27 protein-coding genes are annotated in these 26,523 nt (G+C 71.9%); 8 read left to right on the forward strand and 19 right to left on the reverse strand.

Going from position 1 to position 26,523, the window contains the following annotated elements; translation table 11 throughout:
* Window positions 1–266: 266 nt before the first annotated feature.
* Window positions 267–1,508: an aspartyl protease family protein gene (locus ACIBI9_RS49245; protein WP_397233738.1), complete on the reverse strand. Its 1,242-nt coding sequence runs from the start codon at window positions 1,506–1,508 to the stop codon at window positions 267–269.
* An 88-nt stretch (window positions 1,509–1,596) separates the two neighbouring features.
* On the opposite strand from ACIBI9_RS49245, the gene ACIBI9_RS49250 reads away from it, so the two are divergent.
* Entirely contained in the window at window positions 1,597–2,202 is a 606-nt protein-coding gene (locus ACIBI9_RS49250) for a TetR/AcrR family transcriptional regulator (protein WP_397233740.1), read from the forward strand.
* Between the two features lie 165 nt (window positions 2,203–2,367).
* Here the strand turns inward: ACIBI9_RS49250 and ACIBI9_RS49255 are convergent, their stop codons facing one another.
* Window positions 2,368–2,490, reverse strand: coding sequence for a hypothetical protein (locus ACIBI9_RS49255; protein WP_397233743.1), 123 nt, complete (start codon window positions 2,488–2,490; stop codon window positions 2,368–2,370).
* A 236-nt stretch (window positions 2,491–2,726) separates the two neighbouring features.
* Between ACIBI9_RS49255 and ACIBI9_RS49260 the strand changes: the two genes are divergently transcribed.
* On the forward strand, window positions 2,727–3,236 hold the full coding sequence (locus ACIBI9_RS49260; protein ID WP_397233745.1) for a hypothetical protein: 510 nt from the start codon (window positions 2,727–2,729) through the stop codon (window positions 3,234–3,236).
* Here ACIBI9_RS49260 and ACIBI9_RS49265 read toward each other — a convergent pair.
* From ACIBI9_RS49265 to ACIBI9_RS49285, 5 genes are all read right to left on the reverse strand, one after another.
* On the reverse strand, window positions 3,223–4,131 hold the full coding sequence (locus ACIBI9_RS49265) for an LLM class flavin-dependent oxidoreductase (RefSeq protein ID WP_397233747.1): 909 nt from the start codon (window positions 4,129–4,131) through the stop codon (window positions 3,223–3,225). The genes ACIBI9_RS49260 and ACIBI9_RS49265 overlap by 14 nt on opposite strands.
* Before the next feature lie 54 nt (window positions 4,132–4,185).
* A complete protein-coding gene (locus tag ACIBI9_RS49270; RefSeq protein ID WP_397233749.1) occupies window positions 4,186–5,283 on the reverse strand; it encodes an NAD(P)/FAD-dependent oxidoreductase in 1,098 nt (365 codons plus the stop codon).
* Between the two features lie 85 nt (window positions 5,284–5,368).
* Window positions 5,369–5,842, reverse strand: coding sequence for a MarR family winged helix-turn-helix transcriptional regulator (locus ACIBI9_RS49275; RefSeq protein WP_397233751.1), 474 nt, complete (start codon window positions 5,840–5,842; stop codon window positions 5,369–5,371).
* A gap of 227 nt (window positions 5,843–6,069) precedes the next feature.
* Window positions 6,070–8,001, reverse strand: a complete 1,932-nt coding sequence (locus ACIBI9_RS49280; protein ID WP_397233753.1) for a DUF2264 domain-containing protein — start codon at window positions 7,999–8,001, stop codon at window positions 6,070–6,072.
* A gap of 77 nt (window positions 8,002–8,078) precedes the next feature.
* On the reverse strand, window positions 8,079–9,092 hold the full coding sequence (locus ACIBI9_RS49285; protein ID WP_397233755.1) for a LacI family DNA-binding transcriptional regulator: 1,014 nt from the start codon (window positions 9,090–9,092) through the stop codon (window positions 8,079–8,081).
* A 154-nt stretch (window positions 9,093–9,246) separates the two neighbouring features.
* Between ACIBI9_RS49285 and ACIBI9_RS49290 the strand changes: the two genes are divergently transcribed.
* Both ACIBI9_RS49290 and ACIBI9_RS49295 read left to right on the forward strand, forming a co-directional pair.
* On the forward strand, window positions 9,247–9,408 hold the full coding sequence (locus tag ACIBI9_RS49290) for a hypothetical protein (protein WP_397233757.1): 162 nt from the start codon (window positions 9,247–9,249) through the stop codon (window positions 9,406–9,408).
* A gap of 49 nt (window positions 9,409–9,457) precedes the next feature.
* The gene (locus tag ACIBI9_RS49295; protein ID WP_397233759.1) at window positions 9,458–9,949 is read left to right on the forward strand and encodes a GNAT family N-acetyltransferase; all 492 of its coding nucleotides are present in this window, start codon (window positions 9,458–9,460) and stop codon (window positions 9,947–9,949) included.
* Here the strand turns inward: ACIBI9_RS49295 and ACIBI9_RS49300 are convergent.
* Window positions 9,926–10,273, reverse strand: coding sequence for a response regulator transcription factor (locus ACIBI9_RS49300; RefSeq protein WP_397233761.1), 348 nt, complete (start codon window positions 10,271–10,273; stop codon window positions 9,926–9,928). The two genes, ACIBI9_RS49295 and ACIBI9_RS49300, sit on opposite strands and share 24 nt — an antisense overlap.
* A gap of 77 nt (window positions 10,274–10,350) precedes the next feature.
* Here ACIBI9_RS49300 and ACIBI9_RS49305 point away from each other — a divergent pair, with 77 nt between their 5' ends.
* Window positions 10,351–11,451 carry a hypothetical protein gene (locus ACIBI9_RS49305; protein ID WP_397233763.1) on the forward strand — a complete coding sequence of 367 codons (1,101 nt, stop codon included), beginning with the start codon at window positions 10,351–10,353 and terminating at the stop codon, window positions 11,449–11,451.
* Window positions 11,452–11,503: 52 nt separating this feature from the next.
* Entirely contained in the window at window positions 11,504–12,733 is a 1,230-nt protein-coding gene (locus tag ACIBI9_RS49310) for an epoxide hydrolase family protein (protein WP_397233765.1), read from the forward strand.
* Window position 12,734: 1 nt separating this feature from the next.
* Here the strand turns inward: ACIBI9_RS49310 and ACIBI9_RS49315 are convergent, their stop codons facing one another.
* Complete coding sequence (locus ACIBI9_RS49315) at window positions 12,735–13,610, reverse strand: dioxygenase (protein ID WP_397233767.1); 876 nt, start codon at window positions 13,608–13,610, stop codon at window positions 12,735–12,737.
* 66 nt (window positions 13,611–13,676) lie between these two features.
* Window positions 13,677–14,993 (reverse strand): M28 family peptidase, encoded by a 1,317-nt coding sequence (locus tag ACIBI9_RS49320; RefSeq protein WP_397233769.1) that lies wholly within the window; start codon window positions 14,991–14,993, stop codon window positions 13,677–13,679.
* A 76-nt stretch (window positions 14,994–15,069) separates the two neighbouring features.
* Here ACIBI9_RS49320 and ACIBI9_RS49325 point away from each other — a divergent pair, with 76 nt between their 5' ends.
* Both ACIBI9_RS49325 and ACIBI9_RS49330 read left to right on the forward strand, forming a co-directional pair.
* Entirely contained in the window at window positions 15,070–15,897 is an 828-nt protein-coding gene (locus ACIBI9_RS49325; RefSeq protein WP_397233771.1) for an alpha/beta hydrolase family protein, read from the forward strand.
* Window positions 15,898–15,943: 46 nt separating this feature from the next.
* Window positions 15,944–16,957, forward strand: a complete 1,014-nt coding sequence (locus ACIBI9_RS49330) for a HEAT repeat domain-containing protein (protein WP_397233773.1) — start codon at window positions 15,944–15,946, stop codon at window positions 16,955–16,957.
* 43 nt (window positions 16,958–17,000) lie between these two features.
* On the opposite strand, the gene ACIBI9_RS49335 is transcribed toward ACIBI9_RS49330, so the two are convergent.
* From ACIBI9_RS49335 to ACIBI9_RS49375, 9 genes are read right to left on the reverse strand one after another with little or no spacing between them, the layout of a single operon-like run.
* Window positions 17,001–17,951 carry a phosphotriesterase gene (locus ACIBI9_RS49335; RefSeq protein ID WP_397233775.1) on the reverse strand — a complete coding sequence of 317 codons (951 nt, stop codon included), beginning with the start codon at window positions 17,949–17,951 and terminating at the stop codon, window positions 17,001–17,003.
* Window positions 17,948–19,171 (reverse strand): FAD-dependent oxidoreductase, encoded by a 1,224-nt coding sequence (locus ACIBI9_RS49340; RefSeq protein ID WP_397233777.1) that lies wholly within the window; start codon window positions 19,169–19,171, stop codon window positions 17,948–17,950. Before ACIBI9_RS49340 ends, ACIBI9_RS49335 begins: the two co-directional genes overlap by 4 nt.
* Window positions 19,168–19,860: an SDR family NAD(P)-dependent oxidoreductase gene (locus ACIBI9_RS49345; RefSeq protein ID WP_397233779.1), complete on the reverse strand. Its 693-nt coding sequence runs from the start codon at window positions 19,858–19,860 to the stop codon at window positions 19,168–19,170. Before ACIBI9_RS49345 ends, ACIBI9_RS49340 begins: the two co-directional genes overlap by 4 nt.
* Entirely contained in the window at window positions 19,857–20,621 is a 765-nt protein-coding gene (locus ACIBI9_RS49350; RefSeq protein WP_397233781.1) for a sugar isomerase domain-containing protein, read from the reverse strand. Before ACIBI9_RS49350 ends, ACIBI9_RS49345 begins: the two co-directional genes overlap by 4 nt.
* Window positions 20,618–21,496, reverse strand: a complete 879-nt coding sequence (locus ACIBI9_RS49355; protein WP_397233784.1) for an ROK family protein — start codon at window positions 21,494–21,496, stop codon at window positions 20,618–20,620. The genes ACIBI9_RS49350 and ACIBI9_RS49355 overlap by 4 nt, the downstream gene beginning before the upstream one ends.
* Window positions 21,493–23,508 carry a GH36-type glycosyl hydrolase domain-containing protein gene (locus ACIBI9_RS49360; RefSeq protein WP_397233786.1) on the reverse strand — a complete coding sequence of 672 codons (2,016 nt, stop codon included), beginning with the start codon at window positions 23,506–23,508 and terminating at the stop codon, window positions 21,493–21,495. Before ACIBI9_RS49360 ends, ACIBI9_RS49355 begins: the two co-directional genes overlap by 4 nt.
* Window positions 23,505–24,305 (reverse strand): carbohydrate ABC transporter permease, encoded by an 801-nt coding sequence (locus ACIBI9_RS49365; protein WP_397233788.1) that lies wholly within the window; start codon window positions 24,303–24,305, stop codon window positions 23,505–23,507. Before ACIBI9_RS49365 ends, ACIBI9_RS49360 begins: the two co-directional genes overlap by 4 nt.
* Complete coding sequence (locus ACIBI9_RS49370; protein ID WP_397233790.1) at window positions 24,302–25,219, reverse strand: carbohydrate ABC transporter permease; 918 nt, start codon at window positions 25,217–25,219, stop codon at window positions 24,302–24,304. Before ACIBI9_RS49370 ends, ACIBI9_RS49365 begins: the two co-directional genes overlap by 4 nt.
* On the reverse strand, window positions 25,216–26,502 hold the full coding sequence (locus ACIBI9_RS49375) for an ABC transporter substrate-binding protein (RefSeq protein WP_397233792.1): 1,287 nt from the start codon (window positions 26,500–26,502) through the stop codon (window positions 25,216–25,218). Before ACIBI9_RS49375 ends, ACIBI9_RS49370 begins: the two co-directional genes overlap by 4 nt.
* Between the last annotated feature and the right edge of the window lie 21 nt (window positions 26,503–26,523).

Consider the following 26,523-nt stretch of genomic DNA (forward strand, 5'->3'; position numbering starts at 1 on the left):
CTCCAGAACCGCAAGTTGTTCGACGAGAACACGGCTTTCCCCACCGACCTCACCGCCGCCGCTTGACACGTTAGGCGCCTGAGGTGTCTGACGTGCCCGACAGACCTTCAAGCGCCTGACCAGCTATTTCGCTTGACTACCCAAGATAACGATTGCCGACGCCCGGCTCTGGCAGCGCCGGCAGGTTGGAAAACCTCCGGTTCGCGGTCGCCTACGTCGTGACCATGACGGTAAGCCGCCTCGTGCCTTCTGTGCGGCGCAGAATGTCAGGCTGTCGGATCCATGAGGATCCGCATGCGGACGAAGTCGAAGGTGAGCGCGTACGGCTGGAAGAACTGATGCGTGGGCAGTCCTCCGATACGGAAGCCGAAGTCGCTCTCGAACCACTCCGGGAACGCCCCGGCCAGGCCGGACACGTCGTGGCGGACGGCCGAGCCCAGCGCAAGCCGGGGCACCGTCACTGGATGGAGCCCCTCGCCGGCCGGGATCTCGATCCCGGCGGCGGCGAAGGTGGAGAGGGGAGCGGTGAAGCCGATGTCACCGCCTCCGGTGTCGATGAAGAACACCATCCGGTCCAGGTGGTTCACGGTGCCGTGGGAGAGCAGGTAGTGGTCGCCAAGGAACCACATGGATGTGCTGTGCCGTGCCCGTATGGACGTGTGCTTGTTCCGGCGCAGGATGAGCGCCTGGTCCGGGTAGTCGATGGTGGACAGGAACCGTGCCAGGACGCTCGTGCCGATCGCGCCCCGGGTGACCCTGCCGTCGGGGGCGGTGAGGCGAATGGCGTCCGGGATGGTGTGAACCGGGAGGTTGTCGATGCGCAGGCCGCCGTCGAAGGCGAGGCGGCCCACGCGTCCCTGGTACGCCTTGTGTTCGCCGTATACCGTCTTGCCGGTGGTGTAGCCGTAGGTGGGGATGCCGAGCTCGTCGGCGTAGTCGTCGTTGAGTGCGAACAGCGCGCCGGTGTCGAGGAAGAACAGCTCGGGTGGGGCGCCGTTCAGCGACGCCTCGATCATCGGCAGCGGATCCGTCGCTGCGAACGGGATCTTGACGATCTTGGGACCGGCCACGTCGTAGGGCTTGCGCCCGGCGAGGTTCCTCAGTTGCTCCACCGTCGCCGTGGGGCCGTCCTTCTTCACTGAGGGAAGGATCTCGGCCAGCTCGGCGAAGCGGTCAGCGCGCCACAGCGCGTTGGCCAGGTTACTCAAGGAGCGGGTATGTCCAGGTTCGAGCCGCAGCACCTGCTTCAGCAGACGGATCGCCGTGGGCTGCCGGTTGGCCAGGAGCGTGAGGTAGGCGTGCTGGGCAAGTGCGTGCACGTGGTCGGGATCGCTGGTGAGCACTTTCCGGTAGAGCCTGTCCGCGGCGGTGAAGTCGCCCGAGGTGAACAGCCGATCGGCCGTTTCCAGGATTTTCCGCCGTGATGTCGCTGCCGACGCGGGGGTTGGGGAGAGCGCGAGTCCTCCCGCAACGGCGGCGGACTTCAGGAGTGTTCGGCGTGTGGTCATCACTGCCTCTCAAATACTGATCGGTATTCAGATACCGACCAGTATCCATGTACGCTGTGGGATGTCAACAGCAGGAAGGGGGCGGCGCGTGACGGAACGGCTCACCCGGCAGGAGCAGCGCGAGCGAAACCGGCTCAAGTTGCTCCAGGCCGCGGAGAAGGTGTTCGCGGAACGTGGGATCCACGGCGCCTCCCTGGACGAGGTCGCCGCCTCGGCCGGCCTCACGAAGGGTGCCGTCTATTCCAACTTCGACGGCAAGGAGGACCTGCTGCTGGCGGTCATGCGGCACCGTCTCGGACAGGAGGCGCGGGCCCAGGCGGATCGCATGCTCCACAGCGGGCGGGACGCGGCCGAACTGGTAGAGGAGTTCGCGGACCATTGGGCCGAGCAGGTTCGCTCGGGCGATCAGGACACGTTCGCCCAGATGACCATCGAGCTCATGATCCATGCCACCCGTGATCCGGTCCTGCGTGAGCAGCTCGTCGCCATGGTGTTCGCGCCTGCCGAAGTCCCGAGTCGCCACCCGCTGGCGGTCCCTGGCAGCGGACTGGGCGATCTGCCGTACGAGCAGGCCGATGCCATTCTGAAGTCTCTCGACCTCGGCATGCGCCTGCTCACCCTGGTAACCCCGGAGCGTTGTCCGCCCGAGCTGTTCGCGACCGTCCTCCGTCTCCTTGCCACGCCCAAAGCGTGACCCACACGGGGCGGAGTCCCATGACGGGGATGCGCCCCGGCCCTCCCCTGCGGCGCTGATCAGACTGTCCCCACCGATGGTCTAACCACCTCCGCGATGGCTCCTACCTGTCCGCCGACGCGTCCGCCTTCGGGGACGGGGCAAGAAGCTGCTGGCACTCCCCCTCTATCTCGCCGACCACGACCGGCACACCGTCATGTGGGACGTCGAGCCCGACTCGGGCCGCACCCCGGTCCCCGCCGAGATCGTGACCGAGGTCCGCGCGCAGGCCAGGCCGGGCTCGATCATCCTGCTCCATCCCCTGGTACGCGAGCGGTGCGAACACCCGCGCGGCCATCGGACAGCTCATCTCCACCCTGCGCGGCGACGGGTACCGCTTCGTCACCGTCTCGGAGCTGCTCGGCTGAGTCTCCCGTCGTCCGCCCGAGCCCTGGACCGCTCGTGAGGGGAAGGGCCGGCGCCGCGAAGCCCTCCCGGCGGGTGCATGCTGGAGGGGAAGCACACACCCGACCGGGAGGTGGGCGTTGCGGAACGGACGGGGGCCCGGCGGCTTAGCCGAGAAGCCGCGCAGGGCGAAGGCGGAGGCCCGTGGGGGCGGGCTCCGGCTCGGGATCGTCGAGCTCTACGGCCTCGGCATGCTGGCGCTGGCCGTGGTGTGCGCGTACTTCGCCGTGCTCGCCGTGGCGCCGGAGATCCGGGCGGCGCGCGGCGAGGGCACGGCGGGGACGTTCACCGCCGAACATCTCGAATGCTCCGAACACGGCATCTGCTCGTGGGAGGGATCGTTCCGCTCGGACGACGGCGGCCTGCGGGTCGCCGACGCCTGGATCCACGGCCCCGGCGAGGACGAGCTGTCGGCCGGTGACCAGGCTCCGGCCCTGTACACGGGCCACGACGGCGGCAAGGTCTACGCCCCGGGAAGCCATGACCTCTGGGCCCTGGGGGCGTTCTTCGTCGTGGACCTGCTCTTCGCGGGTTACGCCCTCACGTTCTTCCCGGGCGTACGGCTGACGCGCCGCCTCAAGAGGCCTTGATCGCCTCGCGCACGGCCGGGACGATCTCCCCGGCCCAGCGGCCGAGGGTGACGAGGTCGACAGCGCCGTGACCGGCCGCGAAGAGGATGAAGCCCGACGCGTCGTGCTCCAGCACGGCCCCGGTCAGTTCCTCGACCCACTGGTCGACGGAGCCGCCGATCCAGCGGCCGTCGCCGTCACGGGTGGCGGGCAGCGGCCGGCCGGTGATGCGGCCCGGGAAGTTGTAGATCGTACGGATCTCGCGTGGATCCCGGCCCACGGCCGCCGCCGCCTCGTCGATGATCGGCCGCGAGGTCCGGTAGCGCTCGCTGAGCCAGTCCGCCGCGTGGCCGGGGAGCCAGCCGTCAGCCACCCGGCCGGTGGCGGCCAGGGATTTCGCGCCGTTCGATCCCGTCCACACCGGGGGCGCGGCCACGGGAGCGGGCTCGATCTGGTGCACCTGGTAGTGGCGGCCCTGGTAGGTGACCGGCGGGCCGCCACCCGACAGCTTCTTGACCAGGACGATCGCCTCCTCGAAGGCGTCCACGGCGGCGCCGGGCGACAGCCGGGGCACGCCCATGTCGGCGATCCGGTCCCACAGCCCGCCCGCGCCCATGCCCAGCACGACGCGGCCCTGCGACAGCGCCGACAGCGACGTGACGGTCCTGGCCAGCATGGGAGCGGGGCGGGTCGGCAGGTTGGTGACGTTGACGAGGCCGGCGATGTTCCGCGTACTCCCCAGGATGAAGCCGAGGGCGGCATACGCGTCCAGGCGCCTGCCGATGTAGGGGTGGTCCGACAGCGACAGGAGGTCGAGCCCCTCGCGATCGGCCTGCTGGGCCATGCGCAGCAGCTCCGGCGCCTCGTCGACGCTGCTGTGCGCGCCGAAGCCGAAGACGACGTCATGTCCGGACAAGGTTCTGCCTTTCCTTTTCGAATTTCATGATCACGCCTCGGGCGCGCGACTCCCTCAGGCGGAGCCGAACTGTTCGGTGAAGCGGCCGGTGAACAGGTCGGCGCCCTTGTACGCCGACACCGTCTCAGCCGGGACGACGGCCGGGCCGTCGGGGCTGGGCAGCTGGCCGACGCCCCCGCGCGGTCCGAGCGGGAGCAGGATCATGGGGTGGGGCAAGGGCCGGTAGGCGGCCGTGGGCCGCTCGCCGCGCAGCTGGGCGATGATGTTGCCCGCGACCACCTCGGCGTGCTGCATCGCGTACCCGGCCATCTTGGCCTCGGGGATGTCGGTGATGTCGCCGATCGCGTAGACGTGGTCGTACCCGCGGACGTTGAGCGTCTCGGTGACCTGCACCTGCCCCTGCGGGGTGCGGGTGGTGAGCCGGCCGTCGGCGAGGTAGTCGCTGTTGACGCGCACGCCGTAGGCGCGGAACCAGATGTCGGCGGTGATCTCCTCCCCGCCGGCGGTGGTGACGGTGAAGGTTTCGGCCTGGCCGGCCCCGGTCGCCGGCGGCGCGGTCAGCTCTGTGCCCAGCCGCAGGTGGATGCCGAGCTCGTCGAGCTGGCGGTGGAGGTCCTGGCGCAGCTGCGGCTCGAACGCGGGCATCAGCTGCTCGGCCGGGTCGACGACGGTCACGTGCTTGTGCGCCCAGACCTCCTTGATCTCCCCGGCCAGCTCCAGACCGACCGGGCCGGCTCCAAGGATCAGCACCCGTCCGGCACCGGCCAGCTCCTTGTGGGTCCCGCGGAGGTCGTCCAGGACCTGCTCGGTGGAGTCGGCGACGGGCTTGGCCGGGTAGGTGTAGCTGGAGCCGGTGGCCAGGACCAGATAGTCGGCCTCGACCCGCTGCCCCGAGGCCAGGGTGACACCGCCGGGATCCACGGAAACCGCACGGTCGTGGATCACCGTGCCCCGGGTCAGGAACCCGCTGTAGGGGAAGAACATGTTGCTCCCCCAGTCCGGCTGGGTCACCGCCCGCAGCGACCCGGCCGTGTTGAAGAACGCGTCACGGGGATCGACGAGGACGACCTCGACCTCCGCCTCGGCGTCCAGCGCCTTGGCGAGCGCCGAACCGCCGTAACCGCCGCCGACCACCACTACTTTACGACTCATGATTGGACGCCCCGATCAACAAAAAAGGTTGAGTTCGTGCTACGAACCATATTAGTTCGCTACACGAACTGCAACCCGGGGCGGCTTAAGTGTGGGCTCCCTCACCGGGCTCCAGGAAGACCACGGGCACCTTGTTGTCCTGCACGACCCGGCCAAGCAGGCCGGCGAGGGTGTCGCGGTCGGCGTCGGGGAGGCCCGTCGTCAAGGTCTCGATCCGCCTGCAGGTCTCGGTGTAGAACTCCGCCGCGAGCTCGGAACCCTTCCTGGTCAGCGCGATCCGCAGCGCGCGCGAGTCGTGCGGGTCGGGCCTGCGCTGGACCAGGCCGTTGCGCTCGGTGCGGTCCACCAGGCCGGTGAGGCTGGACTTGGCCAGCCCCAGCGTCGCGCCCAGCTCGCTCATGCCGTACGGCTGCGCCATCAGCACGCACAACAACTGCCCCTGTTGCGAGGTGAGGCCATATTCCCTGGCGGACTCGGCGTACACGGCGTTCACCAGGAACGTCGACCGCACCAGCGCGGCCACCACCCCGAGCCGGCCATCATCATCATGCTTTTCCACGCGTTCAGGGTAACATTCAAAGGCCTTACAATTCGTAGGACGAACTACCCCGTCGGGTCACTGCACGTGGTGGCCGTCGCGCACGGCGGTGAACGTGCCGGGCGTCCACTCCCAGACCCCCGCGGTGGTCGTGCCGTCAGCCGACGTCCACGCCTCGATCGCCGCCTCCTGCTGCCCGCCGCTGACCGAGGTCGGCTTGGCGGCGAACGGCCCCAGGTCGGCGGTGTCTACTCCTGGTCATCCGAGGTGAGGCGGGCGATCCTGTCGACGCCCCCGACGGCGGATGACGTCGCGGTACGCCCTTCGACGACCTCGGAGACGGCGCCGAGGCGGACCGTGATCGGATCCCCGGCGGCCGGCCGCAGGGTGACCTCGTCCCCGTTCACGCGCACCTGCGGCGCGAGCGGCTCCTGTCCGGCCGCCGTAAGCAGGACCAGGCTGACGTACACGGCGGTCCCGCCCGGATGAGCGTCGCCGGTCAGGTACGGCGTGGCGGAGTGCGCCCCGAAGGCGTTCACGCCGTGCGCGCTCGCCAGGCCCGCCCCCGTGTAGCCGTGCAGGCCACGCATCACGCTGGTCAGGCCATCGGCGCGCCGGGCCAGCGCCCAGGCATCCTCGGACCGGCTCTCGGGCGGCTGCTGATCGGCCAGGGCGTGGCCGCCGTCGCGTACCTGGTGTCCGGCAGGGGCCGTGACCTGGTGGATCCGGATCTCGGCCGCGCCGTCGACCACGGAGGCGGTCACCACGCGGACGGGGCCGTCCTGGTACGCCGAGGCGGCGAAGCGCTCGCCCACGGCGAGGGGTTCGATGCGGCGCCTCCGGGAGGTAGTCCCCTGGGGTGAGACGACGGCGAGTTGCCCGTCGACCGCCTGCTCGCCGATGTCGGGACCGGTGTGGCTGGTGTAGGCGAGCCTCAGGTAGTGCGGGTCCGGCGCTCCCGCGGGGTCCTGGACGCGGTCGCGGTCGCTGCCGTGGTTGACCAGCCGGACGACGCCGTCCTCGCGGGTGGCGTGCAGCAGCCAGCCCGGCGGGGGCATCGCCACGACCTGGTCGGCGAGATCGACGGGCGCGGCCGCCTCGGCGTCCGTCCAGGCCGGGTGCTCGGGCGGCAGCAGCAGGCCGAGGAAGGCCTTGCTGGCCCAGTACGGCGAGGCTGGGCCGGAGTAGTCCTGGGTGCCGGGCGGGAAGGGGTCGTACCAGCCGCAGGTGAGCAGGCCGCGCTCGTCGGGGGCGCCGCGTTCGACGAAGTGGCGCAGCACGCCGCTCGCGATCCGCCTGGTCCGCCCCGGCGGCAGGGGCGAGGCGCCGGTCAGCGCGCCCAGCCAGAGCGGCGTGACCGTCGCGAACCGGTAGATCAGCGACCGCCCCTGGTGCACCGGCCCGCCGTCGGCCGCGAACAGGTGCTGGTAGTGCTCCAGGAACAGGCGCAGGCGATCCGCGTAGAGCCGCCCGCGGGCGGTGTCGCCGGCCATCCGCGCCCACAGCGACGGATACAGGTGCATCGCCCAGCCGGAGTAGTAGTCGAAGTTCTTGCCCTTGCCGTCGGAGTACCAGCCGTCGCCGACGTACCAGTCCTCGATCCGCTCCAGCCCGCCGGCGATCTCGCCGGGGTCGTGCGGCCCGCCCACCTCGGCGAGGAACTGCTCCACGACGACCTGGAACAGCACCCAGTTGTTGTCCGGCGTGCGCCGCCCGACGAACCCGGCCAGCCAGGCGACCACCCGTTCCTGCTGCGCCGGTGAGAGCCGGTCGTACAGCCAGGGCCGGGTCTCGTGCAGCGCGAGCGCGATGGAGGCGGCCTCCACGAGCGGCTGCGACATGTCCGTCAGGGGCGGCCAGGCGTACGGGTGCGCGGGGTCGGTGCCGGCCACCAGCCCCGCGGCGTAGCGCTCCAGCAGGGCGGGCGGCACCTCGCCGCCCGCCCCGGCGATGCGGAAGGCCGCGAGCAGGAACGTGCGGGCGAACCCCTCCAGCCCGTCGCTGACGGTGCCCGACCGGCTCGCCCGCCCGGGCAGGCGATATTGGGCGGAGCTGTCCGTGGCGTACGGCACCACGGAGTCGAGCAGGTGGTCCGCCACGCTCTCCCAGTGGGCGCGGGTCCAGCCGGTGAAGTCGGACAGGCGCGGGTCGGCGGGCGGGAGGCGCAGGGGGGAGGACATGAACCGGATACTACGGCATCCACCTGGGCCGATCTCTGGGCGGTGCGGCACACGAGTGTAAACGGTTTAACTTCGCCTCAGACGTGCAGGAGAGGGCGGACGGAGTCGCGGACGATGATGTGGGTGCCGAGCATCACGTGCCGGCTCGTCCCGGCCGCGTCGGTGTCCAGAGCCAGCCGCACAGCGGTACGGCCCAGCTCCTCGTGCGGCACGTGCACGGTGGTCAGATCGATGTCGTCGGCCGGGGGAAGGTCGTCGAAGCCGACCAGCGACACGTCGTCCGGCACCCGCAGGCCGCGCTCCCGCAGCGCCGCCCGGGCCCCGGCCGCCAGCAGGTCGTTCCCGGCGAAGACCGCGGTGAAGTCACGCGGCCCCGCGTCCAGCCGCTCCCGCATCATGCGGTAGCCGTCGCGCCGGTCCATCACCACGCTGTCCACCTCAAGCCCGGGGTCATGCGCCACCCGGTGCGCGGCCAGCGCCGACCGGTAGCCCGCGATCCGGCTCTCCGGCGTCGTGTAACCGGCCCGCCGCCCCAGGAACAGGATCCGCCGGTGACCGGCCGAGAGCAGATGGCTGGTGATGGCATGGGCGCCGCCGGTGTTGTCGTACTCCACCACGATGGCCGGCACCTCCTCCCCCAGCGCCGGACGCCCGCACAACACCAGCTGCGACCCCGCCACCGCCAGCGCCCGCGCGTAGTCCGCCATGCGCTCCCGGTAGGCGTCGTCGATCGGCATGTTGCCGACCAGGATCACCGCCTCGGCGTGCTCCTCCCGCAGCAGCCGCACCATGGCCAGCTCCCGCTCGGCGTCCCCGCCCGTGGTGCCCACGATGCACAGCCGGCCCTCGCGCACCGCCTGGTCCTGCACCCCCTGCGCCACATGCGCGTAATGCGGCGACACCACCGAGTTCACCACGATCGCCACGCTCTTCGGCCGCGCCCCCGCCAGCCCCCGCGCGTGCGCGTTGGCCACGTAGTCGAGCTCCCGGACCGCCCGCATCACCTTGCTCCGCGTGGCGGGAGCGCTCGGGTACGAGCCCGACAGGATCCGCGACACGGTCGCCACCGACACACCGGCGTGCTTGGCCACGTCCCGGATCGTCGAGGGACGAGGCTGACCATCCTCAGGAACGGCCCGGCGCGGCATCCATCCCCCCATCCCCGCGGTTAAAGCGGTTTAACGATATCCCACGACCACGGGTCAGGCGCCCTTCCCCGAGATCCCGTTCCCGAACCTGATCAAGGTGCCGCTCACCCCCGGCGAGCCGGCGCTCTTCCGCTTCCCGCTCGGCTCGACCGGCCAGGTGCTCAAGGCGGGGCAGGAGGACCTGCGTCCGGCCCGGCAGACCGTCTTCCACGACGCCCCGCGCCCGAGCCGCCTCCTGCTGCCGGTCATCCCCTCGTGACCGGCGGCCCGCCCGCTGCCTGGACGCCGGCCCTCATAGGCTGGCCCGTGTGGAGATCCGCGACAGAACCCCCGATGACCTGGACGCCTGCACGAAGGCCCTCGCCGAGGTCCAGGCCGGCGACCGCTACCCCGTGGACTGGCCACGCGACCCGGCCGGCTGGCTGACGCCGGACGGCCTGGTCAGGGCGTGGATAGCGGTCGAGGGGGAGGCGGTGCTCGGCCACGTGGCGCTCACCCGGGACATGGAGGTCACCCGCCTGTTCGTCACCTTCGCCGCCCGCGGGCGCGGCCTGGCCACGCGGCTCCTCGACACCGTGCGCGCCGCAGTCGAGACCCCTCTCAAGCTGGAGGTCTCCTCCGAGGGCAAGGCCGCCATCGCGTTCTACGAACGGTCCGGCTGGCGCAGGGTCGGCAGCAGCCGCGCCCGCTGGCTCAACGCGGCCGGTGAGCCGGCGCTGCTCCACCACTACGTCAGCCCGCCTGCCGGATCCGGCTCGACCGGCCGGCTGTCCCGGTCAGGTGAAGAGGATGTCGGCTAGCTCGGCCCGGCTGTTCAGTCCGGTCCGCTCGTAGACCTGCACCAGCGTGTTCGCGACCGTCCGGCGGGAGAGCACCAGCCGGTCGGCGATGTCCTGGTTGCTCAGGCCCGAGGCGGCCAGCTGGGCGATCTGCCGCTGCCTGGCGGTCAGTTGCGGCATTGCCAGGCCGGTCAGCGCCGGGGTGCGGGCGCCTTCGCAGCGGCGGGCCAGCCGCCACGCGCGGGTCTCGGCGGCCCGCTGCCGTCGCGGCAGCCCGTGCCGCCGGTACGCGGCCGCGGACTGGGCAGCGGCCTCCGCCGCGCGCAAGGGCCACAGATGACGCACAGAGGGATGGTACGGGCGAACATTTGAGTAGGCCATGCTCTATGCGGGACCTCGCGGGGCGGGACAGGGTTCTGCCCATGACCCCGATCCCATCCCGCACCCACCTCACCCCTCTTGTCCGGAAATATCTGGACAATGAGGGCGCCGAGGTGGAGTCCATCCGAGTGGAACCGATCGACCACACGTCCGGGACCCCGTCCACCGGCGGCCTGCGCCGGGTCAGCGGCACGACCACGTGCGGCCGCGCCTGGTCCTTCTTCGTCAAATCCCTCCATTCCGCCCGGCACTGGGTGAACATCGGCGTGATCCCCGAGCCCGCCCGAACGGAGTTCGTCGCCGGGTTCCCGTGGCGGACCGAGGCCGAGGTGTACACCTCCGGTCTGCCGCTCCCGCCCGGCCTGCGGCTGCCCCGCCTCTTCCTGATCGACGACCTCGGCGACGAGCGCCTCGACCTGTGGCTGGAGGACGTCCGCGCCGCCCCCGGGGAGTGGGACCTGACCAGGTACGCCGCCGCGGCCCGCGCGCTGGGCCGGCTCGCCGGGCTGCGTCCGGCCGACGACTCCCGCCCCCGTACGGCGCTGCGGACCTACGTCGGCCAGCTGGTCACGCAACACGCGCTGCCCATCCTGCGCGACCCCGCCCTCTGGCGGCACCCGCTCGTCGCCGCGCACGCCGACCCGCTCCTGCAGATGGACCTGGACACCCTGGCCCGCCGCATCCCCGCGCTGCTCGCGGCCGCGGACCGCCTGCCGCACACCATGGCGCACGGCGACGCCGGGCCGCAGAACCTCCTGGTGCCCGCCGACGACCCCGGCCGGTTCGTGGCCATCGACTGGGGCTGGCAGGACCCGGTGCCGATCGGCTTCGACCTCGGCCAGCTGCTCGTGGGCCTGGCCCACGACGGCCTGACCGAGCCCGGCGAGCTGCCCGTGATCCATCGGGCGATCCTGGCCGCGTACCAGCGGGGCCTGGCCGAGGAGGGCGTGCCCGCCGGCCAGGCCGCGGCCGGGTACGTCACCACGCTGGTCCTGCGCAGCGCCTTCACCGCGATCCCCGTTGAACGCCTCGGCGAGCCGGTCACCGACGACCTGCACGAGCTGTTCCGCAAGCGCGTCGGCCTGGCCCGCTTCATCGCCGACCTCGGCCTCGCCCTCCCACCAGATACATCACGAACTTAAATAAATCTCTGATATATTTTTGCCGTCGATGACAGCTGCGCAGGAGACGACGATGAGCGACGAAGCCCGGAGCCCGCTGGAGCCGGAGCCGATCCACGTGTCCGACGACGTGCTCGCCGATCTCCGGCGGCGCCTGGAGCTGACCCGCTGGCCGGACGACGCGGGCAACGACGACTGGCACTACGGCGTCAACCGGGCCTACCTGCGGGAGCTCGTCGACTACTGGCACACCCGCTACGACTGGCGCAAGGCCGAGGCCGCGATCAACGCCTACGAGCACTACCGCGTCGCGGTCGACGGCGTCCCCGTGCACTTCATGCGCAAGCCCGGCGTGGGCCCGTGCCCGACGCCGCTGATCCTCACCCACGGCTGGCCGTGGACGTTCTGGCACTGGTCCAAGGTCATCGACCCGCTGGCCGACCCCGGCGCGCACGGCGGCGACCCGGCCGAGGCCTTCGACGTCATCGTCCCCTCGTTCCCCGGCTTCGGCTTCTCCACGCCGCTGCCGGACCACCCGGACATGAACTTCTGGAAGGTCGCCGACCTCTGGCACACCCTCATGACCCGGGTTCTCGGCCACGAGAAGTACGCCGCCGCGGGCTGCGACGTCGGAGCCCTGGTCACGGGCCAGCTCGGGCACAAATACGCCGCCGAGCTGCACGGCATCCACATCGGCTCCGGGCAGAAGCTCACGTTCTTCAACGGAGACCGGGCCTGGGACCTCAGCGGCGGGCAGCCCATCCCCGACGGCCTGCCCGCCGACGTCCACGCCCGGATCGTCGCCCTCGACAGGCGCTTCGCCGTCCACCTCGCCGCCCACGTCCTGGCTCCGAGCACGCTCGCCTACGGCCTGACCGACTCGCCCGCCGGAATGCTCGCCTGGATCCTGGAGCGCTGGATCAGCTGGAGCGACCACGGCGGCGACCTGGAGTCGGTCTTCACCAAGGACGACCTGCTCACCCACGCCATGATCTTCTGGGTGAGCAACTCGATCGGCACCTCGATACGCACCTATGCCAACAACAACCGCTACCCCTGGACCCCCTCCCACGACCGGCAGCCGCCCATCGAGGCCCCCACCGGCATCACGTTCGTGGGCTACGAAAACCCGCCCGGCGTCACCACCGACCAGCGCGTCCGCCACTTCCTCGGCAGCGACCGCGCTGCCTGGTACAACCACGTCAACCTGACCGTCCACGACCACGGCGGCCACTTCATCCCGTGGGAGATCCCCGGGGAGTGGGTCGACGACCTGCGGCGCACGTTCCGCGGCCGCCGGTAGGTCACCGGCTCTCGCGCAGCCGGAGCTCCACGTGGGCGTGGCGGAACGGGACGGGCATGCCGTACGCCGCCGCCAGTTCCGCGTCCTCGGCGCGGACGAAGTCCAGCACCAGGCTGTCCTTGACGCCGAACACCGCGTCCGAGTCGAGGTAAGGGGACTCGGAGACGAACACGTGCGTGGTGAGCGGAGCGTGGCCGTCGGCGCCGGCGATGAAGTGGATGTGCGCGGGCCGGTAGGGGTGGCGGCCCGACGCCGCCAGGAGCTGCCCGACCGGCCCGTCGTCGGGGATCGGGTACGGGGCCGGAAGGATCGTGCGGAACGCGAAACGCCCCTGGTCGTCGCAGGTGAACAGGCCGCGCAGGTGCCCGGTCGGGACGTCGTCCCGCTGGACGTCGTAGAAGCCCTTCTCGTCGGCCTGCCAGACGTCCACGACCGCGCCGGCGAGGGGGTGGCCGCCGGCGGAGAGCACCTGCCCGGTGACGAGCGTCGGCTCGCCGCCGGGCACCAGGGAGATCAGATCCCCGAGCCGCCGCGGCGGGGAGTCGACCATGTGGAACGGCCCCAGGACGGTGGAGTCCGTGGCCCCGGCGGGCGCCCGGTTGGCCATGGTGTCGACGAGCATCGACAGGCCGAGCACGTCGGACAGCAGGACGAACTCCTGGCGGGTGTCGTCGCAGGTCTGCCCGGTCCTGGTGAGGAAGCCGACGGCCGCGTCGAGCTCGGCCTGGGTGAGCTCGACGTCCTTGGCGAAGGCGTGCAGGTGGCGGACGAGGCTGGTGAGGACCTGCCGCAGCCGCGCGTCATGGGCGCCGGCGAACGACGCCGCGACGACGTCCTCGGAACGCTCTTCGGAGAACCGAACGGGAGTCTGTGACATCGTGATCACGTCCTGGCGGCGTTGGGGCGTTGTCCCCCCAGCATGACCATGGTCAGCGGGGCGCCGCTACCCGGATCCGGGGGCGCGAAGGTCCGCGGGAGTCCACCCGGCGGTGCCCGCCACGATCCGGACGGCCGCGCGGGCCAGCGGCTCCAGCCCCGCCACGTCGATCTTGTCGATCGTGTCGGCCGAGTCGAACAGGTACATCGGCGCCGACAGGAAGTGCACCAGCGGCACGCCCTCGGGGTGGAAGAACGCGCCGTCCGTCGGCGGCATCGGCGAGAACACGTCCGGGGGCAGGACGAACGAGCGCCGCAGGTCCTCCGCCTCCAGCGTCGCGGCGACCAGTTCCTCCAGCTGGGGGGCACGCGTCGTGAACCACCATCTGACCTCGGGCTCGGCGGTCGGCACGAGCGTGCCGTCCACCGCCTCGCAGCGGAGCGCGGCGTGCTCCAGGTGCAGTTCGAGCACCACGCCGGCCAGCTCCGGCCGGTGGCGGTCGATGAAGGCGCGGGTGCCCGCCGCGTGGGCCATGTGCCCGGAGGTGAGGAGGAACGTCAGGTTGTGCGGGCGCTCCTCGGCCGGGACGCGGGCCCAGTGGCGGGCGGCGGCCAGGACGAGGGCCAGGCCAGAGGCGTCCTCGACGGCCGAGGCCCATGGGGCGTCGTGGTGCGAGGCGACGATGACCGTGTGGGGCGAACTGCCGGGGAGGGTGGCGACCACGTTGTGGGTGATCACGGTGTCGGTGGCGGACTCGGCGATCAGCTCCCCCTCGCACGGGAGGCGGGCCAGGAGCCGGCGGGCGTCCGTCCCGGACAGCCACAGCGCTGGGATGGGGCGCTCGACCGCATCGTACGGCACGTAGTAGTCGCGGGTCTCCCAGGGGACGCCGGTCAGCGCGCCGATGAAGCCCGCGGCCCCGGCGGCCAGGGCGGGCTCGACGACCTCCATCATCCGCGGGCCGAACGGGATCGTCTGGACGAGGGTGTCGAAGACGCCCTCGGGGTCGTACGCCGAGGTGGCGAGCGTCTTGACGTACGACTGCGGCAGCTCGCCGAAGGTCACCTCGTCCACGACGATGTCGCCCGGCCGGGCGTCGGCGAGCCGCGCGATCCGCCCTCGCAGGCCGCCGGTCGGCGCGGTGTGGGGCAGCGGCATGCCGGTCCACGAGGTGCCGTCGTCGAGGCGCAGCAGCCCGGCGCCCGGCTGCCAGCGCGGCACCTCGACCGGTTCGAGCGTGACCTCCAGGCCGAACTCCGACAGGCGCTCCGCCAGCCACCGCTCGGTCCACGCGTCCGCCGGGTAGCCGGGGCGGCGGACGCCCTGCCCCACGACGGTCTCGATCCAGCCCAGCATCTCCGCCGCGGAAGGCACGTGCTCCATGGCCACGATCCAACCATTGACACGACCCACTTGTGAAGCGAGAGTTTCGGTCATCCGTACAAATTGTGGAGGCTGTATGAAGTTCGTCGTGGCCGCCGTCGCGCTCGTACTCGGGCTCCTGGCCAGCCCCGCCCAGGCCGCGGACACCATCGAGGCGCACTACAAGGTCGCGGGCCCGTGGACGGTCACGACCGCCGACGCGCCCGGATACAAGCTCTACTACCCGGCCGACCTCGGGGCGGGCGGCTTCAAGCACCCGATCATCACCTGGGGCAACGGGACCAACGCGGTGCCCACGCAGTACCCGGGGCTGCTCAACCAGCTGGCCTCCTGGGGGTTCGCCGTGGTCGCCTCCACCGACACCACGACGGGCACCGGGTCCGAGATGATCGCCGCGGCCCAGTATCTGATCGACCGGAACACCGACAGCTCCAGCGTCTTCTACGGCAAGCTCGACGTGACCAGGGTCGGCGCGGTCGGCCACTCCCAGGGCGCGGGCGGTTCGGTGAACACCGCCACCAAGTCCGGCGGCCTCATCGACACCGTCGTCCCCATCGCGCTGCCCGCCCCCATCTGGGTGAGCGCGGGCGACGCGTTCCACGTGGACCAGCTGACCTGCCCCGTGCTGTTCGTCAGCGGGACCGGCGACACGATCATCTCCCCCAACTCGGCGCTGCAGGCGTACTACGACCAGGTCCCGGGCGCGGCGGCGAAGGCGCTGCTCAAGGGCGCCGGCCACAACACGATCCAGGGCACGGGCGGCGGCTTCCTCGGCTACGTGACAGCGTGGCTGATGTACCAGCTCCAGGGCGACACGTACGCGCGCGGCGCCTTCGCCGGCGCCTCGCCCGAGATCAACACCAACGCCAACTGGCAGAACCAGGTCGAGAAGAACCTACCTTGAGAAAAACGGATGGCCGCGCGGCGCGCGCCGCGCGACCATGCGTCCCATGGACGTCATCGCCGAAGCGGTCGAGCTGATCAGGAACGCCACCTGTCCGGGCGACTACGACCAGGCGTGGGAACTGGTGGGCAAGGCCACGGAGGATCGGGAGACCGCGGCCGAGCGGGGTTTCGCTCTGGTGCGGTCTCCCGATCCGGCCGAGCGCAAGATCGGCTGCGACCTGCTGGGCAACGTGGCGCAGGTCGAGGAGTCCGTGCGGGAGCGTGTGCTGCTCGCGGTCCTGGAGCTGATCGCGACCGAGACCGAGCCCGCGGTCCACGCCTCGATCGCGCGGACGCTGGGCTGCACGGGCGACGAGCGGGCCGTACCCGAGCTGCTACGCCTGGCCGAGCACGCCGACGAGGACGTTCGCTTCTACGTCGCGTGGTCGCTGCCGCTGGGGTGCGAGGACGACGACGCGGTGATCGAGGCGCTGATCCGGCTGACCGCCGACCCCGAGGACGAGGTGCGGGACTGGGCGACGTTCGCCCTGGGGACCCAGTGCCAGGCGGACGGCTCGGCGATCCGGGAGGCGCTGTGGGCTCGGGTCGGCGATCAGGACACCGAGGCACGCGAGGAGGCGATCGCGGGGCTGGCCCGCCGTCGTGATCGCCGCGTCGTGCCGCATGCCGCTCGCCTCCTGGACGACGGCGGCTTCAGCCCCAACACGCTGACGGCGATCGCCTGCCTCGGGGATCCGGCGCTGGTGCCGTACCTGGAGGACTTCGAGGAGGACGAGGGCATCGCCGCGGCGCTGGGCGAGTGCGATCCGGCCTCGCGTGCGGCGCGCGACGCCTTCGCCGCCGGCCTGGCCGAGGCCCTGCACGCCCGCATGCCCGAGCTCGACTTCGGCGTGTACGGCGAGATCTGCGAGCCGGGACTCACCCTGGCGGCATGCGGGGACAAATACCACTGGTCGATCGAGCGGCTGCGCGACCGGGTGAGCGGTGACCCGGTGCGCGCCGCCGAACTCGTCGCCGAGGGGCTCCCACAGACCGGATCCCCGGGCGCGGCCGCCTGAGCCCGCGAGTCGTCCCAGGTAGCAGGATCGCCGCCGCGCGCGCCTAACGGCCCGGCCGCAGCGCGAAGGCGGCGCGCGGGTTGGCGATCAGCGCGGCCTTGGCCGCCTCGCCGAGCCCTTCCGCCTCCAGCCGCGGCACGAACCGCTCCAGCAGGTACGTCAGCCCCGGCCCGCCGCCCAGCCCCGGCCAGTACGACCGCCGCGCCAGGTCCATGCCGAACAGCAGCCGATGCCCCAGCCCGCGCCCGGCCAGCTCGGCGACGAGCGCGACGATCTCGCTGTCGGGCCCGTACTTGATCCGACCGGGGCGGTCGAAGGCCAGGTAGGCCCCCCTCTCCGCCAATGACGCCAGATATCCGGCGTCGGGATTGTGGTCGATGTGCCCGAGCACCACCCGATCGGCCTCCACGCCGTGGGCCGACAGCGCGTCCAGCAGCTCGTGCCCCATCGTGCCCTTGTCGCAGTGGGTGACGACCGGCACGCCGGTGCGCAGCGCGGCCGCGGCCACCGCGCCGACCAGCCGCTCCACCCCGCGCCCGAACGCGTGGTACGAGGTCGCGATCTTGATGGCCCCCGCCCGCGCCGGCGACCGCCGCACCAGCGGCCCGACCAGGCCGTACTCGTCCATGCCGAGCTCGATCTCGGCCACCAGCAGCTCGGCGATCTCCTCGGGCGAGTAGCGGTGCAGCCAGTGGGCGTCGCTGTAATAGGTGCTCTTGTGGAAGCCGGTCACCGCGATCACGTGCAGCCCGGTCCGCTCGGCCAGCGCCTTCATCAGCGACGGGCTGCGGCCGAACCCGAGCGGCGTCATCTCGACCACCGCGGACAGCCCGAGCCGCCGGGCCGCCGTCACCTCGGCGACGGCCGCGTCCAGGGAGTCGAGCCGGTAGTCGGGCTCGTTGCGGACGGGCCAGTCACCGGTCATGAAAAAGTGCTCATGCGCATAGGTGACGCCGATCTCCTCGACATCCCCCAGCACCGTGCGAACCGTCACAGGAGCACTCCTTCCTCGCGCAGCCGGACGCGCAGCAGCTCCACGTCCACCGCCGCGGGCTCCACCCCGGCCTGTACGGCCAGCGCCGCCGCCGTCCCGGCCGCCTGTCCCATCGCCATGCACTGCCCCATCGACCGGGCCGAGGCGTGCGCGTCGTGCGTGGCCGACAGGCACCGCCCCGCGACGATCAGCCCGTCGACCTCGACCGGCAGCAGGCACCGGTACGGGATCCCGTAGGTCCCGTAGTCGTGCACGTACTCCCACCGGGTGGCCGCCCCGGCGGCGTGGTCCTCGATGGGGGCGCCGCACCGGGCGATCGTGTCGGGAAAATCCCTCCCGGCCAACACGTCATCAGAAGTCAGGACATATCGCCCTACGAGCCGCCGCGACTCCCGCACCCCGATCCGTACGGACGTGCTCAGCAGCACCGCCGACTCGTACCCGGGCACCTTGGCCCGCAGGAAGCGGACGTACTCCCGCACCTGCGCACGTCCCTCGCGTTCGGCGCGCGACAGCTCGAACGGGTCGGTCGGGTCGAGCCCGCTCACTCTGGTCAGGTTGGTGTGCACGATCCCGTCGTTGACGGTCCTGTGCACGGAACCCTCGCGCCTGGGCAGATCGGCGTCGGCCATCAGCGCGTGCAGCTCGGCCGTGCTGGTGGCCGAAAGATCCACCCCGCCCAGCCGGAACGTGGCCGTCATCGGCTGGGAGCGCATGCTCGGCCGCTCCAGCGTGGCCCCGGCCCGCCAGGCCACCTCGCCGTCGCCCGTCGCGTCCACGACCACCGGTGCCTTGACCAGGAACCGGCCGGCCACGGTCTCCACCTCGACCCCGACCCCGGGCACGTAAGCGCACACCCGCGCGTGCAGCAGCACACCGGCGCCGGAGGTGAGCTCGTCCCAGACCAGCTTGAGCTCCTCCGGCTCGTACGTGACGCCGGTGCCGGCCCCGTACGTGTTGGGCCGCTCGAAGGCGGCACCGGCGGAGAAGAGCCGTTCGCACACCTCCCAGCCGATCCCGCCGACGACCCGCCGCGAGACCGGGCCGGGGGCGTAGAAGCCGTAGAACGTGTCGAGCACGGCGACGCCGGTGCCGCCGAGGAAGCCCGCCGGCTCCACCAGCAGGCACGACGCGCCGGCGCGGGCCGCCGCCACGGCCGCCGCGCACCCGGCGCTGCCGCCGCCGGCGACGACCACGTCGCCTTCCCACAGGACGTTCACCGCAGATGCCACCCTCCGTCGACGGGAATGACCGCGCCCGTGGTCCGCCCCGAGGAGGGCGAGAGCAGCCACAGCACGGCCTGCGCGACCTCCTCCGGCCGGCAGGGGCTCGCGCCGAGGGGCATCAGCGCGGGCATCCTGGCCTTGACGGCGGCGGACGTGCGGGCGCGGACGCTCATCGGCGTGGCCACGAGGCCGGCCGAGACCAGGTTGACCCGCACCCCGCGCGGCGCGGCCTCGCGCGCGGCGGTCCTGATCAGCGGGATCAGCGCGCCCTTGGCCGAGGCGTAGGCCACGGTGCGGAAGTCGTCGTCGATCGACGTGCCGAGCGCCGAGCCGATCACCACGATCGACCCGCCCTCGGGCAGCGCGGGGATCGCCGCGCGCAGCAGCCGGAACACCGACTCGTGGTTGACCCGGTGCACCTCGTGCCAGGCCTCGTCGGTGCACTCGGCCACGCCGCCGTCGCCGAGCCTGCGGCCGGACATGCCGACCGCGTGCACGACGCCGGCCAGCCGCCCGTGCCGGGCCGTGGCCTGGGCCAGCGCCTTCTCGACCCCGCCGGGCTCGGTGATGTCGATGCCGTCGGCCAGGTCCACGCCGTACGCGCTCGCGCCGGACGCCTCGACCGCCTCCAGGCAGGCGCGGCCGATGCCGCCGTCCGAGCCCGCCACCAGGACGGCGCTCATGGCTTCCTGAGCACGGCGGCGGCGCGGCGGGCGTGTTCGAGGTAGGCGGCCTCGAACAGCTCGTCGGAGCGGGGGCCGCCGACGAGCTTGGCGCTGGAGATGACCGGCGGCGTCCAGCCGCCCGCGACCAGCAGCTCGGCCGTGCGGACCTTGATCTCGTTGACCACGGAGACGGCCGCCAGCGTGCTGCCGGGGCCGACCGGCTCGGCCAGCCCTTCGACCTGGCACAGCGCGTCGCCGACCGGGGTGCGCAGGTCGATCACCACGTCGGCGTGGTCGGCCAGCCGGGTGCCGCTGGGGTGTCCGGGCTCGACGGCCATGGTCTCGTTCATCGAGGTCACGGCCACGACGGACAGGCCCGCCTTGCGCAGGCCCATGGCCATCTCGATGGGCACGGCGTTCAGCCCGCTGACGCTGAAGACGATGGCCGCGTCGCTCGGCCGCAGCTCGAAGTTGGCCAGGATGGCCTCGGCCAGCCCTTCGACGCGTTCGATGAACATGGCCTGCCGCATCCCGTTCGAGCCGGCCACCTGGGTGTAGAAGGTCGTGGACAGGTCGACGATGGGGTGGAAGCCGGGATAGGAGCCGTAGCGGGGGAACATCTCCTCCACACCCATCCGCGAATGTCCGGTTCCGAACGTGTGCACCACTCCTCCGCCGAGGATCGCCTCAGAGGCGATGCGAGCGGCTTGGGCAAGAGCGTCCTCCTGTGTCCGTTCGATCTCGCCGAGCAGCTCCATGGCGCGGCTTATCCACTTCATCCAGATCTCCTCCCGTAGAGTGCGGCGCCGATGGCCCCCGCCATCGGGCCGAGTACGGCGGGCAGCACCGTGACCTCTCCGATCAGCGGTCGTCTGCGCGCGAGTTCGGTGTGCAGGGTGGATCGCATGAGGTCGAGCGCGCCGGAGACGCCGCCCCCAACGACCGCCGAGCCGACGCCGAAGAACGCCGCCGCGTCGCCCAGCGCCACGCCGAGCGCCCATCCGGCCTGGTCGAACGCCCGGGCCGCGCGCTCGTCCCCGGCCCTGGCCGCCTCGGCGACCTCCGCCGCGGTGACCTGGGCCGCGACGGCATTCATCCGGCTTGAGCCGAAGGCCCGCACGATGCCCGGCCCGCCGGCGAACGTCTCCACGCAGCCCCGGTTGCCGCAGCAGCAGACCGGCCCCCAGGGGGAGACCGTGACGTGGCCGATCTCGCCGAGGTTGTCGCGCGGCCCGACGAGGACGGCCCCGGCCAGCGCCACGGCCCCGCCCACGCCGGTGCCGAGCACGGCGAACAGCACGTCGGCCAGCCCGCGGGCGGCGCCCAGCTCCAGCTCGGCGCGCGCGAACGCGCGGGCGTCGTTGACGACGCGGACGGGGAGCCCGGTCAGCGCGCGCAGCTGGGCCCCCACGGGGTAGCCGTCCCAGTCACCCGGCGGATTCGGGACGAACAGGGCGGTCCCGGTGTCGCGGTCCACGTGGCCGGGGAGCCCGATCCCGATGGACTCGGCGTGCGGGGCCAGCGAGGCCGCGAGCTTCACCGTCTCCTCGGGGCCGGGCGGCGTGGGGACGGTGCCCGAGCCGGAGACCGCGTCGCCTTCCAGCGTCACCCATTTGGTGTACGTGCCGCCGACGTCGATCCCGAGTGCGGTCACGGACCGACCTCCAGCGCCCGGGAGGCGAAGCGGGCCCCGCCGCGCGGCCGCCGGAAGGGCTCGACGCCGAGCAGCCGCAGGTAGGCCAGCAGCGGCTGGGAGTGGCTGTGCAGATTGGCCACCGGGTACGCCTGCATGGCCACGCCGACCTCGGCCAGGTCCCAGGTGCGTCCGGGGCGGCCGGTCTCGGGGGCCAGGTAGGCGTCGGGGCCCGACAGCGTGCCCTCCCAGACGTCCGGGTAGGCGGCCGTGTGCGCGGCCAGCGTCATCCGCCGCCACCAGTCCCAGGCCAGATCGGGGAGGTGCTCGGCGGCGGCCCAGACAAGGGTCATGTTGATCGCGTACCAGATCGTGCCGACCCCGCCGGGGCCGTAGGCGTCGCGGGCGGGCCAGCGCAGCCGGGCGCCCAAAGGGGAACCGGCGGCGGAAGTGCGCTCGATCGTGCGCAGCAGCTCCACGGCCCGCTCAGGAGGGGCGGCACCGCACAAAATGGCCCAGGGCTGCACCTCCAGCCACAGATCGCCGTCGCCGACGACCGCTCCCGGGCCGTACGCGCGGCGGTACCAGCGCCCGTTCCACTCCCCCGCGACCAGGTCGCGCAGCTCCTCGCCCAGCTTGCGGGCCTCGGCGGCGGTCGCGTCGTCGCCGAGGCGCTCGGCCAGCGTCGCGTAGCGCGGCAGGACCCAGGCGGCCATGGCGGAGTTCAGGACGGACTCGCCCTGGGCGATCATCACCTCGCGGGGCACGCCGCTCTCGGTGATGGCCATGTCGTTCCAGTCGGCGTTGAGGATGCGGACGTGCCCGTGCTCGCCCCGTCCGACCACGTCGGCGAAGAACCTGAACTGCCTGCGCAGGTTCTCCCGCAGCGGCACCTCTGGGGCCCCGTGAACCGGGTGGTACGGCACGTCCGCGTGGAAGGCGGCCTCGTCGCCCGTCGCGCTCAGGTACTCGGCGGCCAGCCACAGGGCCCACAGGTTCTGGTCCGACGGGCGGAACAGGTCGGTCCAGGGCCGCTTGTCCGGTCCGAGCGCATAGGGCAGGTCTCCGTCGGGTCCGCCCCACGCGCACGTGTTGCGCAGCACGGACAGCGCCAGGTCGGGCTCGACGTAGACGAGCGGGAGCGCGTGCTGGAGCGGGTCGCGGGCGGCGCCGTTGAAGCCGTGCCGGAAGGAGTAGCAGGATCCCTGGTCGAGGGTGTGGCCGCCGAGCACGCCGTCGGCGCAGGCCGCGCCGGTGAGCAGAGCGGCGTGCCAGGGGATCTCCCGCTCGGCCTCGGGCGCCCGCGCGGCGGACGCGCGCGGCAGCCGGGCGCGCAGGGCCTCCAGGCTCCCCTCGAACGTCGCGGTCCGGGAGGTGGAACCGGGCGCCGAACCGGAGGCAGGCGTCGGCGCGGCGTCGCCCAGCAGGCCGTAGCGGAGGTCCAGCACCCGCTCCTCGCCCGCCGCCAGCTCCAGCGGGAGCACGAGCCGCCCGGACCGCGTCCTGGCTCCGCCGATCACCTCCAGTTCCAGGCCGGGGTCGTCGGCGTCGGCTGCGCCGGTGATGAGCTCGACCCGGGCCGCCCTGGCCGCCCACTCCTCGGTCAGCTCCAGCCGTACCGGCGCGTCGAGCAGGTTGCGCACCCGCAGCCGGATCAGCACCCACGGCTGCTCGCCCTCCGGGCAGAGGACCGCGCGTTCCAGCGCCACCCGCTCGTCGGTCACCCGGACGACGGCGAAGGTCGGCCCGAAGATCCGCTCAGATCCCGAAATATCGGTGGAAAGCTCGCCGATGCGGGTCACGCCGGTCCCCCGGGTGAGCCACAGCAGGCCGGTGTGCTCGTCGAACAGGTCGCTCAGCCCGTAGTTGTCCGACACCAGCGTGATCCGCCGGTTGCCCACGTGCGCGAAGTGCCGCCGCGTGGGCGGGTCCAGCACGGGGTCCCACTCGGCGCGCGGGTCCCGCTCCTGGTCCAGCGTGTACGCGAACGCGGGCAGCCCGTACGCCGTCGTCCACTCCCCGTACGAGCTCATTTGCGCACCCCTCCCAGGGTCAGCCCGGCGACGTAGTAGCGCTGCAGCAGGAACATCAGTGCCAGCGGCGGCACCGCCGTGATCAGCGCGGCGGTGCTGACCAGGCCGATGCTGAAGTCGTACTCGGTCTGGAGCTGCGACAGCCCCACCGGCAACGGCCACAGCCCCGGGTTGTTGGCCACGATGAGCGGCCAGAGCAGGTTGTCCCACTGCGCGAGGAACTGCAGCAGGAAGAGCGTCAGCAGCGCGGGCCGCAGCAGGGGCACGCCGATGCGGGCGAAGATGCGCAGCTCGCTCGCCCCGTCCACCCGCGCGGACAGCAGCAGCTCGCGCGGCAGCGCCAGGGCGAACTGGCGGACCAGGAACACCCCGAACGCGCTCATCATGAACGGCACGATCATGCCCTGGAAGGTGTCGATCCAGCCCAGCGCCTTGACGATGAGGTACATCGGCACGAGCACCACGATCGGCGACAGCGACAGCGTCCCCACGATCACCGCGAACAGCGCGCGGCTGCCGGGGAAGCGGAGCTGCGCGAGCGCGTACCCGGCGGCGGCGGAGAGGATCACCTCGAGGACCGCGATGCCGAGCGAGAGGATCAGGCTGTTGCGCAGGTAGAGCGGGAAGCCGCCCTGGCCGAACAGCTGCGCCACGTGCGCGCCCAGCTGGGAGGCGTCGAACGACAGCCCGCCCAGGTCGCTCGCGTCCGAGGCCGAGGAGACCGCGAACATCGCGTACACCGGCAGCAGCATGACGGCCACGACCAGCGTCAGGACGGTCCCGCGTAAGACCTTCACCCGTCATCGCCTCCCCGCAGCACGCGGAACTGCGCGACCGACAGCGCCAGCATGGCCGCGAGCAGCACCATCGCGATGGCCGACGCGTAGCCCATGCGCTCGAACGTGAAGCCGGTCGCCCACATGTAGAGCGGCAGCACCTCGGTCGCGCCCGCCGGGCCGCCCTTGGTCAGCAGGAAGGCCGGCACGAACGACTGCATCGCCCCGACCACCGCGATGACCAGCACGAACAGCAGCGTGCGGCGCAGCAGCGGCAGCGTGATGCGGAAGAAGATCCGCACCGGCCCCGCCCCGTCGAGCCCGGCGGCCTCGAAGACGCTCAGCGGCAGCCCCTGGAGGCCCGCGGTCAGGATGATCACGAACAGGCCCAGGTGCTTCCACGTCGTCATGATCACCAGCGCCCAGAGCGCCAGGCCCTCGTCGGTCAGCCACGGCTTCGGTTCCGCGCCGGCCAGCCCGATCAGGGCGTTCGCCAGGCCGTCCTCGGCGAAGATCACCGACCAGGTCAGCGAGGTGGCCACCAGCGGCATCGCCGCCGGGATCATGATCAGGCCGCGCAGGAAGGCGTTGTAGCGGCCCGGCTTGCTCAGCGGCACGGCGATCGCCAGGCCGAGCACGATCGAGGGCACCACGGAGCCGGCGGTGTAGACGGCGGTGACCCTGGCCGAGTTCCAGAAACCGGGGTCGTCCAGCATCCTGCGGTAGTTGTCCAGGCCCGTCCACTCGGGGGCGCCGGCGAGGTCGTAGCTGGTGAAGCTGAGGTAGACCGCCGACACGAACGGCACGACCCAGAAGACCAGGAAGTACAGGGCGGCGGGGAGGGACAGCAGGGCGCCGGTGCGCGCCTCCGCCCAGCGCTGCCCCTTGCCCGAGACCCGCGCGACGCGGGGTGCGATCCCCAGCGACAGCGTCATAGGGCGATCCGCATCGCCTGGTCGAAGTCGGCCGCGGCCTGCTCGGGCGTCTTCTTGCCGAACGCCACCGCGTCTCCGGCGTCGGTGAGCGCCTTGGCCATCTCGTTCCAGACGGGCGTCTGCGGGCCGAAGTCGGCGTGCGGGGCGGCGGCGGCCATGATGTCGATGGCCTTCTGGTCGGCCCCGGGCAGCTTCTCCCAGCCCATGACCGGGGTGAGCAGGCTGGCGTCCTTGAGCTGCCTGGCGGCGACGTCCTCGCGCTGGAGGTAGTCGATGAAGTGCCAGGCGGTGTACTGGAGCTTGGACTTCTGGGCGACCGCCCAGCCCCAGGTGTAGGCGGGCGCGACCGGCCGGCCCGACTCCCAGCGGGGCATCGGCGCGATGTCGAAGCCCTTGCCGAAGGTCAGCTTGGGGTTCAGCGTCGGGAACAGGTCCATCGCGAACAGCCCGGACACCAGCATGGCCGCCTCACCGGTGGCGAACAGCCCGAACCCGGACAGCGGGTTCGACAGCTTGGGGTTGCCCAGGCTGCCGTAGTAGCGCAGCGCCTCGACCCCGGCGTCCGAGGCGAGCGTGGCCTTGGTGGCGTCGGGGCTGAGTATCGTGCCGCCCTTGCCCTTGACCAGGGCGAGCAGCTGCATCAGCGTCCACTGCTGGCTGCCCAGGATCCACTGCAGGCCCACCTTCTTGCCGTCGGCCGAGGTCAGCCGCTTGCTGTATTCGGCGACCTCCTCCCAGGTGGTGGGCGGCTTGTCCGGGTCGAGACCGGCTTCGGCGAACCTGTCCTTGCGGTAGTAGAGGTAGCAGATCGTGTAGTCGATGGGGACGCCGTACAGCTTGCCCTCGTACGACAGCGAGCCGATCGCGTGCTCGTCGTACGCCTGGACCAGCGCCTTCTCGTCGGCCACGCCCATGGCCTTGGGGATGATCGGGGCGAGCCGGCCCTTGCGCGCGTGGCCCGGGATCGTCCAGCCGCCGATCTTGACCAGGTCGGGCGGGACGTCGCCGGCGAACGCGGTCAGCAGCTTGGCGTCGAGCTTGTCGACCGGCACGTACAAGGGGGTGATGTCGACGCCGCCGAACTCCTGCATGTAGCTGCGCAGCAGCGGGTTGAAGACCTTGTCGTACGCCTTGGTCTGGTGCAGCCAGACGGAGAGTTTTCCGCGCGGCACCCCGTCGGCGGGGACCGTGGCGGCCGGTTCCGAGCCGCAGGCGGCGAGCAGGCCGGACGCCGTCGCGAGGGTGGCGGTTCTGAGCAGGGCACGGCGGGTCAACCTGGTCATGCTCGACCTCCCGGTATGGGG

The organism is Nonomuraea sp. NPDC050451 (assembly GCF_044458585.1).